Origin of the sequence: Rossellomorea marisflavi (assembly GCF_001274775.1) — a bacterium.
Classification (GTDB): domain Bacteria; phylum Bacillota; class Bacilli; order Bacillales; family Bacillaceae_B; genus Rossellomorea; species Rossellomorea marisflavi.
The window spans coordinates 1,736,524-1,754,826 of sequence record NZ_LGUE01000001.1 but is presented as its reverse complement, the minus strand read 5'-3'; the positions used below and the strand labels follow the sequence as shown (position 1 = coordinate 1,754,826).

The 18,303-nt window shown below is 47.6% G+C and carries 19 protein-coding genes; 13 read left to right on the top strand and 6 right to left on the bottom strand.

The window, feature by feature from the left end:
• The first annotated feature begins 39 nt into the window (after positions 1–39).
• Positions 40–2,298, top strand: coding sequence for an RNA polymerase recycling motor HelD (gene helD / locus AF331_RS08750; protein WP_053427671.1), 2,259 nt, complete (start codon positions 40–42; stop codon positions 2,296–2,298).
• Between the two features lie 67 nt (positions 2,299–2,365).
• On the top strand, positions 2,366–3,196 hold the full coding sequence (locus AF331_RS08745; protein ID WP_053427670.1) for an aldo/keto reductase: 831 nt from the start codon (positions 2,366–2,368) through the stop codon (positions 3,194–3,196).
• Positions 3,197–3,434: 238 nt separating this feature from the next.
• On the opposite strand, the gene AF331_RS08740 is transcribed toward AF331_RS08745, so the two are convergent.
• Positions 3,435–4,331 (bottom strand): RluA family pseudouridine synthase, encoded by an 897-nt coding sequence (locus tag AF331_RS08740; protein ID WP_053427669.1) that lies wholly within the window; start codon positions 4,329–4,331, stop codon positions 3,435–3,437.
• 179 nt (positions 4,332–4,510) lie between these two features.
• Here AF331_RS08740 and AF331_RS08735 point away from each other — a divergent pair, with 179 nt between their 5' ends.
• A complete protein-coding gene (locus AF331_RS08735) occupies positions 4,511–4,906 on the top strand; it encodes a YhcU family protein (protein ID WP_053427668.1) in 396 nt (131 codons plus the stop codon).
• Positions 4,907–5,056: 150 nt separating this feature from the next.
• Here AF331_RS08735 and AF331_RS08730 read toward each other — a convergent pair whose 3' ends face one another.
• The gene (locus AF331_RS08730; protein ID WP_053427667.1) at positions 5,057–5,527 is read right to left on the bottom strand and encodes a thioredoxin family protein; all 471 of its coding nucleotides are present in this window, start codon (positions 5,525–5,527) and stop codon (positions 5,057–5,059) included.
• On the bottom strand, positions 5,528–5,953 hold the full coding sequence (locus AF331_RS08725; protein WP_053427666.1) for a disulfide formation protein C: 426 nt from the start codon (positions 5,951–5,953) through the stop codon (positions 5,528–5,530).
• Positions 5,954–6,200: 247 nt separating this feature from the next.
• Between AF331_RS08725 and AF331_RS08720 the strand changes: the two genes are divergently transcribed.
• The 5 genes from AF331_RS08720 to AF331_RS08700 all read left to right on the top strand — a co-directional run bounded on the left by AF331_RS08720 (position 6,201) and on the right by AF331_RS08700 (position 12,146).
• Positions 6,201–7,742 carry a bifunctional GNAT family N-acetyltransferase/carbon-nitrogen hydrolase family protein gene (locus AF331_RS08720; protein WP_053427665.1) on the top strand — a complete coding sequence of 514 codons (1,542 nt, stop codon included), beginning with the start codon at positions 6,201–6,203 and terminating at the stop codon, positions 7,740–7,742.
• Positions 7,743–7,966: 224 nt separating this feature from the next.
• Positions 7,967–9,718 (top strand): phospho-sugar mutase, encoded by a 1,752-nt coding sequence (locus tag AF331_RS08715; RefSeq protein WP_053427664.1) that lies wholly within the window; start codon positions 7,967–7,969, stop codon positions 9,716–9,718.
• A gap of 118 nt (positions 9,719–9,836) precedes the next feature.
• A complete protein-coding gene (locus tag AF331_RS08710) occupies positions 9,837–10,946 on the top strand; it encodes a GAF domain-containing sensor histidine kinase (protein ID WP_053427663.1) in 1,110 nt (369 codons plus the stop codon).
• Between the two features lie 13 nt (positions 10,947–10,959).
• Positions 10,960–11,601 (top strand): response regulator, encoded by a 642-nt coding sequence (locus tag AF331_RS08705; RefSeq protein ID WP_053427662.1) that lies wholly within the window; start codon positions 10,960–10,962, stop codon positions 11,599–11,601.
• Between the two features lie 2 nt (positions 11,602–11,603).
• Positions 11,604–12,146, top strand: coding sequence for an NADPH-dependent FMN reductase (locus AF331_RS08700; RefSeq protein WP_053427844.1), 543 nt, complete (start codon positions 11,604–11,606; stop codon positions 12,144–12,146).
• Positions 12,147–12,194: 48 nt separating this feature from the next.
• On the opposite strand, the gene AF331_RS08695 is transcribed toward AF331_RS08700, so the two are convergent.
• Complete coding sequence (locus tag AF331_RS08695) at positions 12,195–12,449, bottom strand: YhdB family protein (RefSeq protein WP_053427661.1); 255 nt, start codon at positions 12,447–12,449, stop codon at positions 12,195–12,197.
• A 166-nt stretch (positions 12,450–12,615) separates the two neighbouring features.
• Between AF331_RS08695 and AF331_RS08690 the strand changes: the two genes are divergently transcribed.
• From AF331_RS08690 to AF331_RS08680, 3 genes are all read left to right on the top strand, one after another.
• A complete protein-coding gene (locus AF331_RS08690; RefSeq protein ID WP_053427660.1) occupies positions 12,616–12,915 on the top strand; it encodes a DUF3889 domain-containing protein in 300 nt (99 codons plus the stop codon).
• Between the two features lie 183 nt (positions 12,916–13,098).
• Positions 13,099–14,277, top strand: a complete 1,179-nt coding sequence (locus AF331_RS08685; RefSeq protein ID WP_053427659.1) for an MFS transporter — start codon at positions 13,099–13,101, stop codon at positions 14,275–14,277.
• A 128-nt stretch (positions 14,278–14,405) separates the two neighbouring features.
• Complete coding sequence (locus AF331_RS08680) at positions 14,406–15,818, top strand: SpoVR family protein (RefSeq protein WP_053427658.1); 1,413 nt, start codon at positions 14,406–14,408, stop codon at positions 15,816–15,818.
• A gap of 39 nt (positions 15,819–15,857) precedes the next feature.
• Here AF331_RS08680 and AF331_RS22345 read toward each other — a convergent pair whose 3' ends face one another.
• A complete protein-coding gene (locus AF331_RS22345) occupies positions 15,858–16,034 on the bottom strand; it encodes a hypothetical protein (protein WP_160316503.1) in 177 nt (58 codons plus the stop codon).
• A gap of 156 nt (positions 16,035–16,190) precedes the next feature.
• Between AF331_RS22345 and AF331_RS08675 the strand changes: the two genes are divergently transcribed.
• Together AF331_RS08675 and AF331_RS08670 are read left to right on the top strand one after the other, a co-directional pair.
• A complete protein-coding gene (locus AF331_RS08675) occupies positions 16,191–16,535 on the top strand; it encodes a hypothetical protein (protein ID WP_053427657.1) in 345 nt (114 codons plus the stop codon).
• A gap of 139 nt (positions 16,536–16,674) precedes the next feature.
• On the top strand, positions 16,675–16,857 hold the full coding sequence (locus AF331_RS08670) for a Fur-regulated basic protein FbpA (RefSeq protein WP_053427656.1): 183 nt from the start codon (positions 16,675–16,677) through the stop codon (positions 16,855–16,857).
• Positions 16,858–17,313: 456 nt separating this feature from the next.
• Here the strand turns inward: AF331_RS08670 and AF331_RS08665 are convergent, their stop codons facing one another.
• Positions 17,314–18,216 carry an aldo/keto reductase gene (locus AF331_RS08665; RefSeq protein ID WP_053427655.1) on the bottom strand — a complete coding sequence of 301 codons (903 nt, stop codon included), beginning with the start codon at positions 18,214–18,216 and terminating at the stop codon, positions 17,314–17,316.
• Between the last annotated feature and the right edge of the window lie 87 nt (positions 18,217–18,303).

Sequence of the window (18,303 nt, the reverse complement as noted above, 5' to 3'; positions counted from 1 at the left end):
ATTTCTCCATTGCGGATCATAATTTGGAAGGAGATCGCCATGACAAAGGAAAAACCACTTCATCCCGATTTTACAATCGAACAAGAACGACTCGACTTCACAAAAAGGTATATTGACGTAGTCATCGAGACCTCACAAACAAGCAAAGAACAGTATAAAGAGAATATGGAAAAAGCCTTCGGTGACATTGACTGGGGTGAATCCAGTGCGGCTTACATCGATCTACTCACGAATGCAAGCTTCTTTGAAATGTCCAAAGAGGAGCTCGATTCCCTTGAGAAGGCCAGAAGCAAACCTTATTTTGCCCGGATTGATTTCCGCCATGATCACGCCCATGAGTTGGAAAAGCACTATATCGGTAAAACCTCGCTCTACCAGAGGGATAATCAGGAACAGATCATTGTGGACTGGAGATCCCCGATTGCGAACCTCTACTATGAGGGCAGGATCGGTGATGTTTCGTACGAAGCAGAAGGAGAAACTTACAGTGGCGATCTTTCACTGAAGCGCCAGTACATGATTGAGGAAGGTAAGCTCGAAGAAGTCCGCGACATCGACCTGACGACAACGGATGAACTGCTTCAGGACTCTCTTGCCAAAAGCTCAAGCAACCGGCTCACTGAAATCATTTCCACCATCCAGGAGGAACAGAACCGGATCATCCGTGCCGATCTCAATAAACCCATCATCGTGCAGGGGGCGGCTGGAAGCGGCAAGACGACGATCGCCCTCCACCGGATTTCATACTTCATCTACAACTATAAACAATTCTTCGATCCATCCCAGCTTATGATCCTTGCACCAAGCAATCTGTTCATCGATTACATTTCAGAAGCCCTTCCCGATCTAGGGGTGGAGAATGTACGGCAGACGACGTTCACCGACTATGTACAGACGTGTTTGGAACGGAAGCTGACGCTTGCACCTGATGATAAACTCATCCGGTTCATCGAATCGGATTCTCCCGGCAAGGAGGACCTTGCGTGGATCTCCGGATTCAAGGGCTCAAGAACGTTCAGGAAGATCCTTGAACAGTATGTGGAGGAAATCGAAGAGAGATTCTATACGTCCAAGGATTTCTATGTGGATAAATACAAGCTGTTCACGGCGAAGCGTTTCACCCATCTATTCAAAGAGGAGTATACGTATCTGCCGATCTATCGACGGATCACGAAACTCAAGTCCCTTCTTCAAAATGTTGTCAGGTCGAACAAGGCCGAGATGATCACAAAAGTGGAGGACTTCTTCGACGCCCGCATTGAAGCGGCTTTATCCAGACGGAGCGAGAATCGGAAGGCTTATGTCACAAAGGCCCTCGATACGAAGCTTGAGCGCCTTGAAGAACTGAAGAAAGCGATCAGGACAAGCGTCACAGGCTATATGAAGCAGTTTGAACGGAAGCAGCTGGATCACTATTTCAAGGAATTATTTTCAGATCCCGGTCGCCTGGTATCCTATTCAGGTGGTGAACTGTCACACGAACAAGCCGAACGATTATGTGCCTATTCGTTGAGACTGGCCAATAAGAAACGCTATGAGTCAGAAGATCTGGCCATCCTCTTGTTCCTGCAAACCCATCTGTACGGCATCGATAAATATGTGAAAGCGAAGAATATCGTCATCGATGAGGCCCAGGATTATAGCTATCTGCAGCTCTATGCGTTGAAAAAAGCCCTTGGAACCGATATGTTCACCCTGGTAGGGGACCTTGCACAGGGAATTCATTCGTATAGGGGCCTTTCATCTTGGGAGCCGGTCTACCGGGAGATTTTCCCTCGTGCCACGTATACAGAACTTCAGAAAAGCTATCGAACCACGGTGGAAATCATGGAAGAAGCCAATAGGCTGCTCACGCTTCTACCGTACGAGTTCCCAAAGGTGAATCCCGTCGTTCGCCACGGGGAATCTCCAGTAAGAAAGGTGGCCGGCTCAAAGGAAGAAATCGGTGATGAAGTCGGCCGTCTTGTCGCTTCCGGTAAAGCACAGGGATTTCAGACATTTGCTGTCATCTGTAAGAGCATGAAGGACTGCCAAGCGGTCGCTTGTATCTTGGAGGAACGGACGGACTTGGTGGTGAAGCTTCTGGAAGAACAGGAATCGATTCCGAAAGACCGGGTCGTTGTCGTTCCTTCCTATCTTTCAAAGGGACTGGAATTCGATGCCGTGATGCTGGTCGCCCTTGAAGAACGCTATGACCCGTCCAATGAACTGGATATCAAGCTGCAGTACGTGGGCATGACCCGCCCGCTTCACCAGCTATCCTTCCTGAGCACATCATCCGACAGTTTCATAGGGTGACTGACAAGTCGAAATATTCGCTTTCCGAAATAGAGATTTTGTACAATGGAATCAGGAGGGATCACTTATGATTAAAAACCTTGCAAGTACGAAGACGTTACATAATGGCCTGGAAATTCCGTTTGTAGGTCTTGGAGTCTATCAAATGAAAAACCCGGAAGAAACAGTCAATGCCGTGCGGACAGCGATTGAAACGGGCTACCGTTCCGTCGATACGGCTGCCGTTTACGGAAATGAAGAAGAAGTCGGGCAGGGGGTAAGGGATTCCGGAGTCAATCGGGAAGATCTTTTTATCACATCGAAGGTATGGAATGCCGATCAAGGCTATGACTCGACACTAAGGGCATTCGAAGAGAGCCTGAAGAAGCTTCAGATGGACTATCTCGACCTTTACCTGATCCACTGGCCGGTGGAAGGGAAATACAAAGATACGTGGAAAGCACTTGAGCGTCTTCATGGGGAAGGACTGATCAAGTCGATTGGGGTAAGCAACTTCCATCAGCATCATCTTGAAGATCTGTTAGCCGGAAGCAATGAAAAACCGGTCCTCAATCAGATCGAAACACATCCGCGCCTGAGTCAGGAACCATTGAGGGAGTTCTGTTCGTCCCATTCCATTGCCGTCGAGGCGTGGTCACCGATTGCTCAGGGGCGTGTGCTTCACGAACCGACGCTGAATCACATCGCCAAGAAGCATGGTAAGTCAGCGGCTCAGATTGTTCTGAGATGGCATCTTCAAAATGATGTGATCATCATTCCAAAATCGGTACATGCCGAGCGGATCGAAGAGAATGCGAATCTGTTTGACTTTGAACTGTCATTGGATGAAATGAACCAGATCAACAGTCTGAATCAGAATGAACGCTTCGGACCGGACCCGGATCATTTTGATTTTTAATAGTAGGTTGGGATAAAAGCGTAATGGATAGCATGCTCCATGTAGGTTCTGGATTCCACTCACGCAGGAGTATCCTTCTTGCACTCCAATCGACCGCTCAATGGTCATGAAACAAATAAAACCCGAATTGATATGTCTTATCGTAGACAAGTCAATTCGGGTTTACTATGACTAATTCAATTTTGCCTTAGCCTCTCGTTCCTGTCGTTCTTTTATCCTCATGAGCCCGTCTACTGACTCAATCCTCCCAGTTCAGCTCGGCAATGTCCGAACATGATGCATGGCATGAAATCGTTTCCCCGGTCAGTGGGTGGGGGAAGACGATGGAAGAGGCGTGAAGGGCCTGTCTCTTGTAAACAGGTGTGCCATCATAGAGGAGATCTCCAGCCAATGGGTGGCCGAGTGAACTCATATGGACCCTGATCTGATGGGTCCTTCCGGTTTTCAGCTGGAGAGTCAGGAATGTCCTGTCTTGTTGTTTGGAGACGACTTTAAAGTGAGTGATAGCCTCCTGCCCGCTGGCTGACACCCTTCTCCTCGTTGGATGGTGACGATCCCTTCCGATGGGATCGGTGATGGATCCTTTGTTTTTTTTAAGTGAGCCCTGGGCTACTGCATGATAGGTCCTTTTGACTTTTCTCTCTGAAAGGAGTCGGTCCAGGATGGCCTTGCTTAATGGATCTTTCGCAAATAGCACGGCACCGGACGTATCTTTGTCGAGACGATGGACATGAAGCACATTCGCTGATTTGCCCGAAGCCTGGATATGGAAGGCCACGAGGTTCGCCAAGGTGTCAGTGTCATCAGGACCATTCGGATGGGTATCGATGCCGGCGGGCTTATTGACAACAATTACATGTTCATCCTCATATAGAACGTCGAGCTCCCCGTATGTCGGATTCACATTCAGTTCCAAGTCTTTAAATAGAGGAAGCTGCAGGCGGTCTCCTCCTTTTAGGGGCTCATCCCATCCGGCAACCTCACCATTGATTTTTACTTCCTTGCTCATTCGCATGGAGTGGATCCACTTTTTAGGTGAATTCCACTTATCTTTCAGAATCATTTCAATCGTTACATTTTTCCAATTACCAGGGATGGTTAGTTCAAATTGATCACCTATACGTCTTGTTTTCATCAATAAGCTCCTTTGTACGACAAAATTCATGGTTGGTTGTGTGTGTTTCGTCCTATTTCTTTGGGTTTATCGATGTCACCGTGGGTATAATTACCACCTGAGCCTTCATAGAACTATGTTATCCTTAATATAATCCATTACATAAAGATTACAATCATGACAAAAAAGGTGGGCTACAGGTGAAAATCTTAATCGCGTCGACTCCCGAACAAGAAGAGCAGATTCAGGAGCTAATCGAGTATATGTATTGTACCGTGTTTCCTGATTATTTCACAGACGATGAAATTAGACAAATGGATGACTTGAAGGTTCTACATACCCATGTGCATGAAGTGGAGTATGTAGGAACGCTGAAAGAAGCGTTTCAGATCATCTCAAGTCTTCAAACACTGATTGCCATCATTGAAACAGGTAGCGAGGAGAAGGTATACAGGGAAATGTTCGCTCATAATGCCGGGATCCTTAGGGGATTCGGGATATCTTTTCCTTTCTCATTCGATCAATTCACGGAAGGTCATGACTGCGATAATCATATCAGCCTGTATGCAAAGCCGGCTAATCAACTATTGATTTGATTTTATCTGAAAAATCAATTAAATAGGTTTGACATGATCAATGAGGGGTAAACATCTACTACCAGTAATCTTGAGAATTCCTCATATTCTCGATCAGAAATTCCTCCTCATTGAAAGGAGCTGACCCGTGAAGGGTCAGCTCCTCTTTTTTTATTCTTTTGCATATTCATTAAAGAATGCTTCGAAATCTTCCTTCGACTGTTCCCCGACGAGCCTTGCTTCTTCTTTTCCGTTCTTGAACTGGACAAGGGTCGGAGTTGCTTCGATGTTGTAATCATTCCAGCCTTGTTGGAATTCCAATAGATTGAATTGAACCATGTCGACATCCATATCCTTTGCCAATGGCGCAAGGGTAGGAGTGGTGCGTTTGCAATGCACGCAATCGGAAGCATAGAAGTACACGGTCACATCTTCTTTGTTATCGAGTTTTTCTTTCAAATCATCGGGCAGGATGACGTTTTGGTAGTTCGGGTCGTCGAGGAGATCCACGGTGGCCGGTTTTAGTTTATCTTTCTTGAACATATTTCCTTCGGCTTTCTGACTGTTCTGCATGCTCGTAATGATAGCGATCCCTCCGAAGAGTAGAACGATGACGGCAAGAAAAATGATGACTTTCTTCAATTAGTGATCCTCCTTCAGTGTTTTAAGAACCAGCAGGCTCATGATGAAAATGATGATGAATCCAGTTAATGCAAGGAATGGAATCGTGACGAATCCCATCCAGTTGATGTATTCACCCGTGCACGGTACCCTCCCGCAGGCCGGGGCACTATCGGACAGGAAGCTTACTTTTTGAATCGAATAGTGATAAAGGGAGACTAGTGTACCGATGCCGGATAAAATCATGGAATATAAGGCCATTTTGAAGTCTTTCCGTACATAGGCGACCCCGAGTATGATCACCATGGGATACATGAGGATCCGTTGATACCAGCAAAGCTCACACGGCTCGTACTTCATGATTTCAGAGAAGTACAAACTGCCCAGCATGGCAATCAGGGAAGTGGCCCATGCGGTGAAGAATAGAGAATCCGCTTTTTTATTCATCCCTTTCTCCTTTCTTCAAGTATTCTATCAAATTATAGTATGGGTTTATTATAAATGTAAAATGCGAAATTTTTGTGTGGAATGATAAAAAAATCATGTCAATTACATGAATGATCGCATTATGCATATGCAGCAAGGTATTTTTCTTCTCCTTCAATCATGGTATTTGATAGAATAAACATGAAGTTCGTTTAAAACGAGCAGGATATGTGGTATATAGGAAAGATGAAGAAGGAGTCGATCATGAATGGCAGAAAAGCTCGATTTATCCCAATTTGAGAAGAAAATGATTATCCGTCCCATGGAGTACGGGGACATTGAACATATCATCAAGATGCAGGAGGTCTGCTTCCCGGGCATGGATCCGTGGAAGGTGGAACATCTTGAAAGCCATCTGGATATCTTCCAGGAAGGGCAGCTTGTTGCGGTACTCGAAGGCGAAATCATCGGTTCCTGCTCAAGTCTCATCATCAACTTCGATGAGTACGACGATCGTCATACATGGGACGACGTGACGGACAACGGGTACATCACCAATCATAACCCGGAAGGTTATAACCTTTATGGAATCGAGGTCATGGTTCATCCTGAATATCGACGGATGAAGGTCGGTCACCGTTTGTACGAGGCAAGGAAGGAGCTTGCACGTCAGTTGAATCTGAAGAGTATCATCATCGGGGGGCGCATCCCGAACTTCTATAAGCACTCGGAAGAAATGTCCCCGAGGGATTATGTGGATGCGGTAAGCCTCCATAAGATCTACGATCCAGTGCTTTCCTTCCAGCTTCTGAACGGGTTCACCCTCATGCGGATCAACCCGAATTATCTCCCGGATGACAAGCGTTCGCAGAAGTATGCCACCCTCATGGAGTGGAACAACGTAGACTATCGACCGTTGAGTAAGCGACACTTCAAGACGAGCCATCCGGTCAGGATCTGTGTGGTCCAATATATGATGAGGAAGATTTCATCCTTTGAAGAGTTTGCCAACCAGGTTGAATACTTTACCGATGTAGCAAGCGATGCAAAGTCTGATTTTGTCGTCTTCCCTGAGATCTTCACGACGGAGTTGATGTCATTCCTGAACATCAAGTCCCCGAGTCTTGCCGTCAGGAAGCTTACAGATTTTACTGAGGAGTATATCGAACTCTTCACGGATCTTGCGGTACGCTATAATGTGAACATCATCGGAGGGTCCCACTTCGTGAAAGAAGAGAATGATGAAATATACAATATCGCCTATCTCTTCAGACGCGATGGAACGATTGAAAAGCAATACAAGATCCATATCACACCGAATGAGCGCAAATGGTGGGGAATCAGCGCTGGTGACACCGTGCGTGTATTCGATACGGACTGCGGCAAGATCGCCATCCAGATCTGTTACGATATCGAATTCCCCGAGCTTGCCAGGATCGCGACGGATAAAGGGGCCAAGATCATCTTCACCCCGTTCTGTACCGAAGACCGTCAAGGGTACCTCAGGGTGCGCTACTGTTCACAGGCCCGTGCGGTTGAGAACCAGATCTATACCGTCATTTCCGGTACGGTCGGCAATCTTCCACAAACGGAAAACATGGATATCCAATACGCCCAGTCCGGCATCTTCGCTCCATCCGATTTCGAATTTGCCCGTGACGGGATCGTAGGTGAAACCAACCCGAACATCGAGATGGTCATGATCGGGGATGTGGACCTTGAAGTCCTTCGCCGCCAGCGGCAATCGGGAACGGTCCGTCAGCTGAAAGACCGCCGTCATGATGTGTACGGCATCTCTTATAAAAAATGAATGAAAAAGACCCTGCCCTGAAACCGGCAGGGTCTTTTTCATCGTGTAGGATCTTATCATAATAAAAAAGGCATCAGCTCATAGACTTTTTGAAAAATATCCCACTGAACCGGGCCGAAAGTATGCTACTATAGAAAAGCAAACCCTACTCCTCCATTTAAGGAGGATTTACGGGTGAAGGGCTAGAATAATACAAACACAAAGCCTATTAGGAGGGGATTCAGATGAGTTGGAAAACAGCATGGGAAAAGTGGAGTGGATTCTCTGGACTGGATGAAGAGATGGGGAATGCCCTTCTTTCGATCAATGATGATGAGAAGGCCCTTGAAGACGCGTTCTATAAAGACCTTGAGTTCGGTACAGGGGGCATGCGAGGGGAAATCGGCCCGGGAACGAACCGGATGAATGTCTACACCGTCAGGAAAGCATCTGAAGGACTTGCCCGTTACATAGAAGATCAAGGAGAGGAAGCGAAGCAGCGCGGTGTGGTGATCGCCTATGATTCACGGCATAAGTCACCTGAATTCGCCATGGAGTCTGCCAAGACCTTGGCGACTCACGGGATCCAGACATATGTGTTCGATGAATTGGCTCCGACACCGGAGTTGTCTTTTGCCCTCAGGACGCTGAATGCTTTCTCGGGAATCGTCGTCACGGCGAGTCACAATCCCCCTGAATATAATGGCTACAAAGTATATGGCGAAGACGGGGCCCAGCTTCCACCTCTTGAAGCAGATGAAGTGATCAGAAGGGTCAATGAAGTAGAGGATGAGCTGGTGATCAAGGTGCTTCCTGAAGAAGAATTGAAGCAAAAAGGGCTGATCAAGATGATCGGGGATGAAATTGATCAATCTTACCTTGAGCATCTTCTCACGATTTCGGAAAAACCACAGATCGCTACGGAAGTAGATCTCAAGATCGTCTTTACCCCCCTTCATGGAACCGGTCTGAAAATGGCAGAACGCGGCCTTAAGGCTCTAGGCTACCAGCATGTCCATATCGTAAAGGAGCAGGCTGTTCCTGATCCGGAATTTACGACGGTTGCTTCGCCTAATCCGGAAGAAAGGAAAGCGTTCGAATATGCCATCCGTTTAGGGAAGGAGATCGATGCCGATATCCTGATCGCCACCGACCCGGATGCTGATCGCTTGGGAGTCGCAGTGAAAGGCGGAGGCGGGGAATATATCCTCCTTACGGGTAATCAGACTGGCGCGATCCTGATGGACTATGTACTGGCAAGGAAGCAGGAGAAGAATCAGCTCCCGGTGAACGGAAGGGTATTCAAAACGATCGTAACGTCCGAACTTGGGCGGAAGGTAGCCGAGCACTACGGAGCTTCTGTCGAGGATGTCTTGACAGGTTTCAAGTTCATCGGCGAAAAGATCAAAGCTTACGAACAATCAGGTGAACATACCTTCCTCTTCGGATATGAAGAAAGCTACGGGTATCTGATCGGTGATTTTGCCCGCGATAAAGATGCCATCCAGGCCGTCCTCATGGCAGCGGAAGCAGCGGCCTACTACAAGGCGCAGGGGAAAACGCTCCAAGATGTACTGAATGAACTGTATGAGCGTCACGGATATTACCAGGAGGGACTGCAAAGCATGACCCTCAAAGGGAAAGAGGGAGCCGAACAGATCCAGGGCATCCTGAAGGATTTCCGTGCTGATCCCCTTAAGGAAATTGCGGGAAGGAAAGTTGTCATTGCTGAAGACTATGCAAGCGGTGAGAGGACCAATCTCCTGACAGGTGAAAAAGAAACCATCGATCTTCCTTCTTCAAATGTGTTGAAGTATTTCTTGGATAATGGATCATGGGTATGCCTCCGTCCATCGGGGACCGAACCGAAAATCAAGTTTTATTTCAGCGTGGTCGGTGCGACCAAGCAGGAGAGCGACGAATTGCTGCATGTCACCCAGGAAGACTTCATGGTGAAAGTCGAAGGGAAGATGCAAGCGGAAGCAGGGAAGGCTTGATGCCTTCCTTCTTTTTTTGTGGAAAGTCAGACAAAAGTCGTAGCGGGCATGGGACCTTCAGCGAATGCTAGTGAGCTGAAAGGAGTTATACTAGAGAGGAGAAGAAAGGACGAATACGATGAACGAAGGATCAAACATCGAACTTTTAAAAGAAATTGCCGAATTATTGAACACCGAGACTGAGATGGAGTCCATGATGAGCGAGGCGTTGAATAAGTTGATCAACGGGACGGTATTCACGAGCGGATGGATCTTTTTCATTGATGATCAAGGGAAACATGAGATGGTCTCTTATCAGAACCTTCCCGCATCTTTGACAGAGCGGGGCTGTGAACGTATGAAAGAAGGCGGGTGCTGGTGCGTCAACCGGTTTATCAAAGGGAAGCTTACCAAGGCGACGAATATCATTGAATGCCTGCGAATAGAAAAAGCAATCGAAGAAGATCCCAATGCGACAAACGATATCCTCTATCATGCAACGGTTCCCCTTCAGTCCGGGCAGGAATCGTTTGGTTTATTGAATATGGCAGCACCGCATAAGACCCATTACTCCCATGAGGAGCTTGCTCTATTGGAGTCGGTCGCTTTCCAAATCGGTTCCGCGATCAAGAGGATCACGTTGACAAAGAAAGAGCAGGAACTTGCCCTGATCGGCGAAAGGAACCGTTTGGCAAGGGACCTCCATGATTCCGTGAACCAGCTCCTCTTTTCCCTCACATTGACGGCAAGGGGAGGGTCGGCTATGACGAATGATCAGGATATCAAGGATACGTTCCAGACGATCCAGGGCATGGCGCAGGAAGCTTTGTCAGAAATGAGGGCATTGATCTGGCAATTGAAGCCTCATGGACTTGAGAATGGACTTGTCCAGGCGGTCAGGGGCTATGCGGATATGCTCGGGCTGAAATTAGATGCGGAGATTCAGGGTCTGGCATGTTTGGACTCCAAATATGAAGAAGCGCTTTGGAGGGTAAGCCAGGAAGCACTGAATAATTGCAAGAAGCATGCAGGTGTCCAGTCAGTGCGATACCGGTTGACGAGAAGGCCAGAACTTGTGGAGCTGATCATCGAGGATTGTGGCTATGGTTTCCATTACGATCCAACCAATTCCCTGCCGTCCGTGGGCCTTCAGGGAATGAAGGAGCGGATCAAGGCGGTCGGGGGCAGCCTCACCATCGATTCAGAACTCGGAAAGGGTACGGTCCTCTCCGTGAAGATACCATGTTAGGAGGTAGAAGGGATTGATCAAGATATTGATTGTTGACGATCACCACGTTGTCAGGAGGGGGCTTGCCTTCTTCTTGAAAACGCAGAAGGATATGGACATCATCGGAGAAGCGAAAAACGGGAAGGAAGCTGTTGAAATGGCATCAGCCCTTGATCCAGATATCATCCTCATGGATCTTATGATGCCGGAGATGGATGGAATCGAAGCAACTAGAAGAATCAAGGCTGTCCATCCTGGAATCCAGATCATGATGCTCACGAGCTTCTCAGATCAGGATCAGGTTGTTCCCGCCATCGAAGCAGGAGCAGGAGGATATCAACTCAAGGATATTGAGCCTGATGAACTGGTGAAAAGCATCAGGAAGCTCTTATCCGGTGAAAATTCCCTTCACCCTAAGGCGACAAATCATCTTCTGACCAGGATCACCAAAAAAGAACCGCCCAATAAAATCCATGAGCTCACACGAAGGGAATCAGAGGTGCTCAAGGAACTGACCAAAGGGAAGAGCAATAAAGATATCGCCTCGAGCCTTTATATCACAGAGAAGACGGTGAAGACCCATATCTCCAATATCTTCTCTAAGCTTGAGGTGACAGACAGGACGCAGGCAGCCCTCTACGCCGTTAAAAATCAGCTTGCATGGAAGGATGAATGAACTTGAATATCACCGTCATCAACGGAACACCCCGGAAACAGGGAAGGACAGGCATCGTAGCCCGTTACATAGCAAAACAATACGGTTGTAGCATGATCGACCTCAGTGAAGGGACCATCCCTCTATACACAGGGGAACGAGAACAATCCGAGCTTAAAGTGATACAGTCGTTGAAGCAGAAGGTCCAGGAGGCGGATGCTGTCATCCTTTGCTCCCCCGAATATCACAGCGGAATGAGCGGTGCCCTCAAAAACGCCATGGACTACTTGGGTAGCGACCAATTCGCCCATAAGCCCGTCGCCATCATCGCATGTGCAGGTGGTGGGAAGGGGGGGATCAACTGTTTGACGAATCTCCGAACCGTGAGCAGGGGCGTGTATGCCAACGTTATTCCGAAGCAACTGGTTCTGGATCCTCACTGTTTTGACCGGGAAAAGGATACGCTGTTACCAGATCCTGAAGTATTGGTGAAAGACATGATGAAGGAACTGATGGTTTACGCAGAGGCTCATGTATCCATCCGGGAGAAGCTCATTCAGCCTTAAAGAAAAAACCGGCCCGTAGTGTCAGGCCGGCCGGTGGAATTCCCTTATTTACATTTTGACAACATCGACTTCGAGTGGTTGCTCTTCACTGTAGGTGATGTTGGCATGTTCGATATAGCGTAAAAGCGTATACAGGTTGCGTTCGACAACCGTATAGTCGTGCGAAAAGTGATAAGCATGCAGGAAATGTTCAATCCTCTTTGAGAGAAGATCATCCTTCGTCCTCACCATCAAGATCAGGAGGTTATCCCATTCCGATCGATGAGTGTAGTACAACGCCCTGTCGTAGTCCACTTTATCCACTCCGGTTCCCTCCTTCTGAAGGGGTACTGTTAGTGTATGGAGAGATGCAAGGAACTTCCTCAGCAAAACTTGGCACTGTGGATTCTTCTGGTTCTCCTTATATTGGGTGAATAAAGATGCCTTCCTACCCTCATTCTAAAGGGAAAAGGAACAAGAGGTGAAACACATGAAGAAGCCCTTTCTCATCCTATGCCTTCTGTCTCTTCTGCTTCCGAGCGTAGCGAATGCAACAGAAGTGGATTATAAAAAATTCGGCAGGATCGCAACCGTCGTCGTCAAAGAAGACTACCCGGGTCAGTCCGTCAAAGATTATCTTTACTTGGGCAGGAAGCAGCTGACGAATGAAAAGGTCTCCGATACATTCGAGTTCACCGTACAGGAAAATAACAGGGACAAAAGGGTACTGATCATCATCGTACATGACCTTGCGAATGAGAAAACACTAAACATCACGGTCCATGAATGAAATTCCTCCCATTTCGGGAGGTTTTTTTGTGTCTCCAAATAGTCAATCAGGAAAAAAAATCCTGCATGGAGAATAGAATGTCTGATATAATGGTTGGTATCGATAAAAGAAGGGAGATTGGCAATCCGATGTGAGTTCAGCTTTTTTTCTAGCCTGAAAATTGAATAATGGGAGGAAAAAAAGATGAAATCCATCGCATTTCGACATCTCTGGTTCGGTCAGGCGTTGGCCAATCTTGGCGACGTCTTATATATTGTGGGACTGATTTCGGCCGTCTATACCATGACGGGTTCGGCCGTATATATGACGGCTGTTCCACTGATCATCACCTTTTCACGTTTCGTCAGTTCAGTGGTGGCTCCGCTCCTTATGAACAGGGCCACGCTCAGGACACTTCTTGCCTGGTCGCAGGCAGGGAAGACAGCATTGTTGTTCACTGTTCTGTTCGCCCTGCAAAGTTCTTCCGTTTGGCCGCTGCTCTTGCTGGGGGCGGGAATCGCTTTTCTGGATGGATGGGCGCTCCCGGCGCGGAATGCCTTCGTCCCCTATCTAGTCAAAAGGGAAGAACTGATGGGGGCAAACGGTTTTTTATCCACCGTCGATCAGATCATCCAGTTCTCGAGCTGGGCCCTTGGGGGAGTGTTGCTCTCGCTTATCGGGGTTGATTATCTCTTTGTCACCGTGTTCATTCTGTTCCTTGTCAGTACGGTCTATATGTTCCGGCTCCCTGCAGCCCTGAGGACCAACCTGGAAGAACGAAAATCATGGTGGGCGCAGCTCGGTGAAGGCTGGGTCCTGGTGAAAGAGAAAAAAGGTCTTGTATCAGTGTTTTGTGTGTACGCCCTTGAGTCCGTCGCCGCCACCGTTTGGATTGCGGCTGTTCTCTACCTGTATGTCGATCGTCAGCTTGGTAAGGGGGAAGAATGGTGGGGATTCATCAACAGCGCCTTCTTTATCGGCCTGCTACTAGCATCCATCGTCATCTTCCGCTATCACGGGCTGTTCAGTAGAAAGCGGGCGTCGATTCTTCCACTGACCATCATAATGACATCGGTCATCACCCTTTTCTTCGCTTGGAATGAACTGGCCGTTTTGGCCCTCGTCCTTTCTCTGTTGTTCGGTTTATTCGATCAGCTGAAAACGATCATACTCCAGACGTATCTTCAGGAGAGTGCACCACCTGATGAACTGGGCAAAATCTATGCAGCCCAGGGAACGTTGACGACCTTGCTGTTCGGCCTTTCTTCCGCAGGTGCTGGTTTACTCGTGGAGAGCTGGTCGATCCCGGCGGTCTTCACCGTCTCAGGCATCCTTCTTGCTCTTTCAATCATTCCGATGATGGTATTCTTGAAGAATGAATAAGCGTCAACCACGTGTCGTGTCGGCACGTGGTTTTTTCGTCTGTCAGAGGTCAATTGCTCCCAGTTCCTTTCATCAAATGGCCGACCTTATCATACAGTTAGATAAGAGTGATATTAAGGGGGATGGCGATGAATTTAGAGGAACAGCGACAGTTGCAGTATGCAATCGCTGAAATTACCGAGATTGCTTCTGGATTTGGATTGGACTTTTACCCTATGAGATACGAAATTTGTCCTGCCGACATCATTTATACATTCGGTGCTTACGGGATGCCGACCCGTTTCTCCCATTGGAGCTTCGGCAAGCAGTTCCATAAAATGAAGCTTCAGTATGATCTGGGGCTGAGCAAAATCTATGAGTTAGTCATCAATTCGGATCCATGCTATGCCTTCCTGCTCGATTCGAATGCTTTGATACAGAATAAATTGATTGTGGCTCATGTCTTGGCACACTGTGATTTCTTCAAGAACAATGTGAGGTTCCGAAACACGAAGCGGGATATGGTCGAGAGCATGTCGGCGACGGCGGAGCGCGTGAGACAGTATGAAATCGAACACGGGAAGCAGGAGGTCGAGAACTTCCTTGATGCAGTGCTTGCAGTGGATGAACATATCGATCCTTCCCTCATGCGGCCAAATCTTTCATGGACGATGGATGATGTGGAATGGGTAGAGGAAGAATCGGCCCCTGTCACACCTTACGATGATCTTTGGTCCCTGGATGAAAAGCCAAAAAAGATCCAGACGAAAAGGGTGAAAAAGAAATTCCCGCCTCAACCCGAAAAGGATATCCTGCTCTTCATCGAACAGTACAGCCGTGAGCTTACCGATTGGCAGCGTGACATCTTGACGATGATGAGGGAGGAGATGCTCTACTTCTGGCCACAGCTGGAAACGAAAATCATGAATGAGGGCTGGGCTTCCTATTGGCATCAGCGCATTATCAGGGAAATGGACCTCACATCGGGTGAATCCATCGAGTTTGCCAAGTTGAATGCAGGGGTCGTCCAGCCGTCACGGACTCAGATCAACCCTTATTACCTCGGCTTAAAGATCTTTGAAGATATCGAGGACCGCTATGATCATCCGACAGAGGAGATGAAGAAGCGGGGCGTGAAGGAAAACTCGGGAAGGGAGAAAATGTTCGAGGTGAGGGAGATCGAATCCGACATCTCATTCCTGAGGAATTACCTTACGAAAGACCTCGTGACAAGGGAGGATATGTATCTGTTCCAAAAGCAGGGTAAGGACTACAAGATCGTAGACAAAGAGTGGACCCATGTAAGGGATCAGCTTGTCGGGATGAGGGTGAACGGTGGATTCCCATACATCACCGTCGATGACGGAGATTATATGAAGAGCGGCGAGCTGTACCTGAAGCACTGGTTTGAGGAAGTGGAACTCGATATTAAATATCTGGAGAAAGTCCTTCCCTATCTTCATCAGCTTTGGGGAAGACCGGTCCATATGGAAACCCGGGTGGAAGGAAGGAATATGCAGTTCACCTATGATGGTCGGAGCGTACAGAGAAAATACCTATAAGAGATTGGCACAAAACAAAAAAGGTCATGATTAACAATATCAGTATGGCTTCTTTACACCGCTCATGATTTCCGTGCAAGACTTCGCTTTCCGCGGGTAGCCCGTGAGCCTCCTCGGCAAGCCTGCGGGGAGCCACTCTTCCCGCTGGAGTCTTCGTCTTGCACTCCAATCAACCGCTAGGAACAAGTAAATCGTAATGGACATGAACCAAATCAAAAACCCGAACGATCTCAGGCAAGATCGTTCGGGTTTTACTATGACTAAAACACTCTTGTCCCAGCCTCTTATTCCCTATCATCATGCATAGACCGACCTGGATTTTTGTTCTAAAACCAAGTCCTCCTTTATAAAATGAATCAAGGAGGCGATTGTATGGCTGAAGTCGAAGTATTCATTGGAGACCTGGAAGATCCCGCTTTTCAGTATGAAGGCGGTGATTGGAATCATAATTATCCGAAAAGGATCAGTCCGTTCCTTCCTGATGGATCCGATCTTTTCTATAAGATCCTGGATGGTATTTACAAAAAAGAGTTGGTGGGAAGACAAACGGATTGGGGAAGCCACACGTGCCTGCTCTATCCTTATGAAATGATCCAGGTGCTGTCGGGTCATTACGCCCATAGGAGAAAAGGGGAAGATGTAGAAAGGCTATTCAGGATGATACTGGATCTTGATCCGGGAATCCAATACGGGCTGGTAGCCTGTGAAATGGGGTAGGGTGAATCTTTTCACCCAGTGGAAAATCAACCTCTAATAAGTTCGGAAAGATGAAAGGATATTTTACTGCACCAACCCATATTGCCTGGTTTGAAACCTTCCATAATTGGGGTATACACCTCAATTGGAGGGGTTGAAAATGTTACACCAAGAAAATGAACTGAGTACAATCAAAAATTCAAAAAAAGATTTCTACATTCAACAGCTCTTACGAATCGGAGTTTATAAATATAAAGATAAACAGCTGTATGAATTACCAATGGGAGAGCTTCAGGAAGTGTATCTAGACTTCTATGTGGCTCCTGATATTAGGAGGAAATAAAAATGACGATCTGTAGAGATCGTCATTTTTATTTTGGGTTCTCGTCTTATGCTTGTCAGGTCAGAACAACCCGCCTCCGCGTTTCTTTATGTCCAGCTCCGGGGGCTTGAGGCTCGAGGTCATAAGCCAAGCCACCCAAAAAGGCAAAGAACGCCTTTCCGGGTGGCTCGTCTTATGCTTGTCGCCTCAGAACGAGCCCCCTGCGCTTTTCTTCATGTCCAGCTCCGGCGGGTTGAGAGGTCATAAGCCAAGCCACCCAAAAAGGCAAAGAACGCCTTTCCGGGTGGCTCGTCTTATGCTTGTCGCCTCAGAACAACCCGCCTCCGCTTTTCTTTATGTCTAGCTCCGGCGGGTTGACCCTCGAGGTCATAAGTCAAGAACCCCAAAAGGCAAAGAGCGCCTTTCAGGGTTCTCGTCTTATGCTTGTCGGGTCAGAACAACCCGCCTGCGCTTTTCTTAAGGTACTTCGTGGCCCATTGAGGCGTGGAGGATTTCGAACCACTGGTCGTGGTTGAGGGTGATGTTCAGTGAGTTGATGGCTGATTGGATTCGTTCTTTTTTGCCCGAACCGACGATCGGCATGATGCGGGCAGGGTGGGTGAGAAGCCAAGCATAAAGGATTTCATCGATGCCGTTGGCACCTGTTTCGCCCTGTACTTTTTCAAGTGCAGCACGCAGGCGGTCGGCTTTTTCATCGCCTTGCTTGAAGATGGCGCCTCCAGCAAGAGGTGACCAGGCCATAGGCGGAACCTTTTTCTCCTGACAAAGGTTCAACGTGCCGTCTTCGATGTTTTCAAGCTCGTAAGCAGATAGTTCAATCTGGTTGGTCACGAGTGGGAACGGAAGATGTGCCTGTAGCATGGACCATTGGTGATGTTTGAAATTCGAGACACCGAAATGTTTGACCTTACCGGCGTCTTTTAACTGAGTAAAGGCATCTGCTACTTGTTCGGGGTCCATGAATGGATCGGGACGATGAATCAACAGGACATCGATATAGTCAGTTGACAGGTTCTTGAGTGACTGATCCACAGATTCAAGGATATGGGATTTCGACGTATTGTAATGGTGGGTACGATGCTGCGGTCGTTGTTCGGAAGGAATGACGATTCCGCATTTTGTGACGATCTCCATCTGGTCCCGCAAAGAAGGCTTCAGTGAAAGGGCCTCTCCGAACAGCTCTTCACATTTGTACGAACCGTATAGATCTGCGTGATCAAATGTCGTAATGCCTTGTTCAAGATCATGCTCAATCAATGAAAGGGTTTCTTCTTTTGTATAATCCCAGTCTGCAAGTCTCCAGAAACCATGGATGATCCTTGAAAAACTAAGGTCTTCTGTGATTTTGATTCTTTCCATCGTGCATTCCTCATTTCATGCAATTGGTATGTATGGTGGTTAGACAGTCATACTAATGAATATCTTACTACACAGACGGGTGGAACA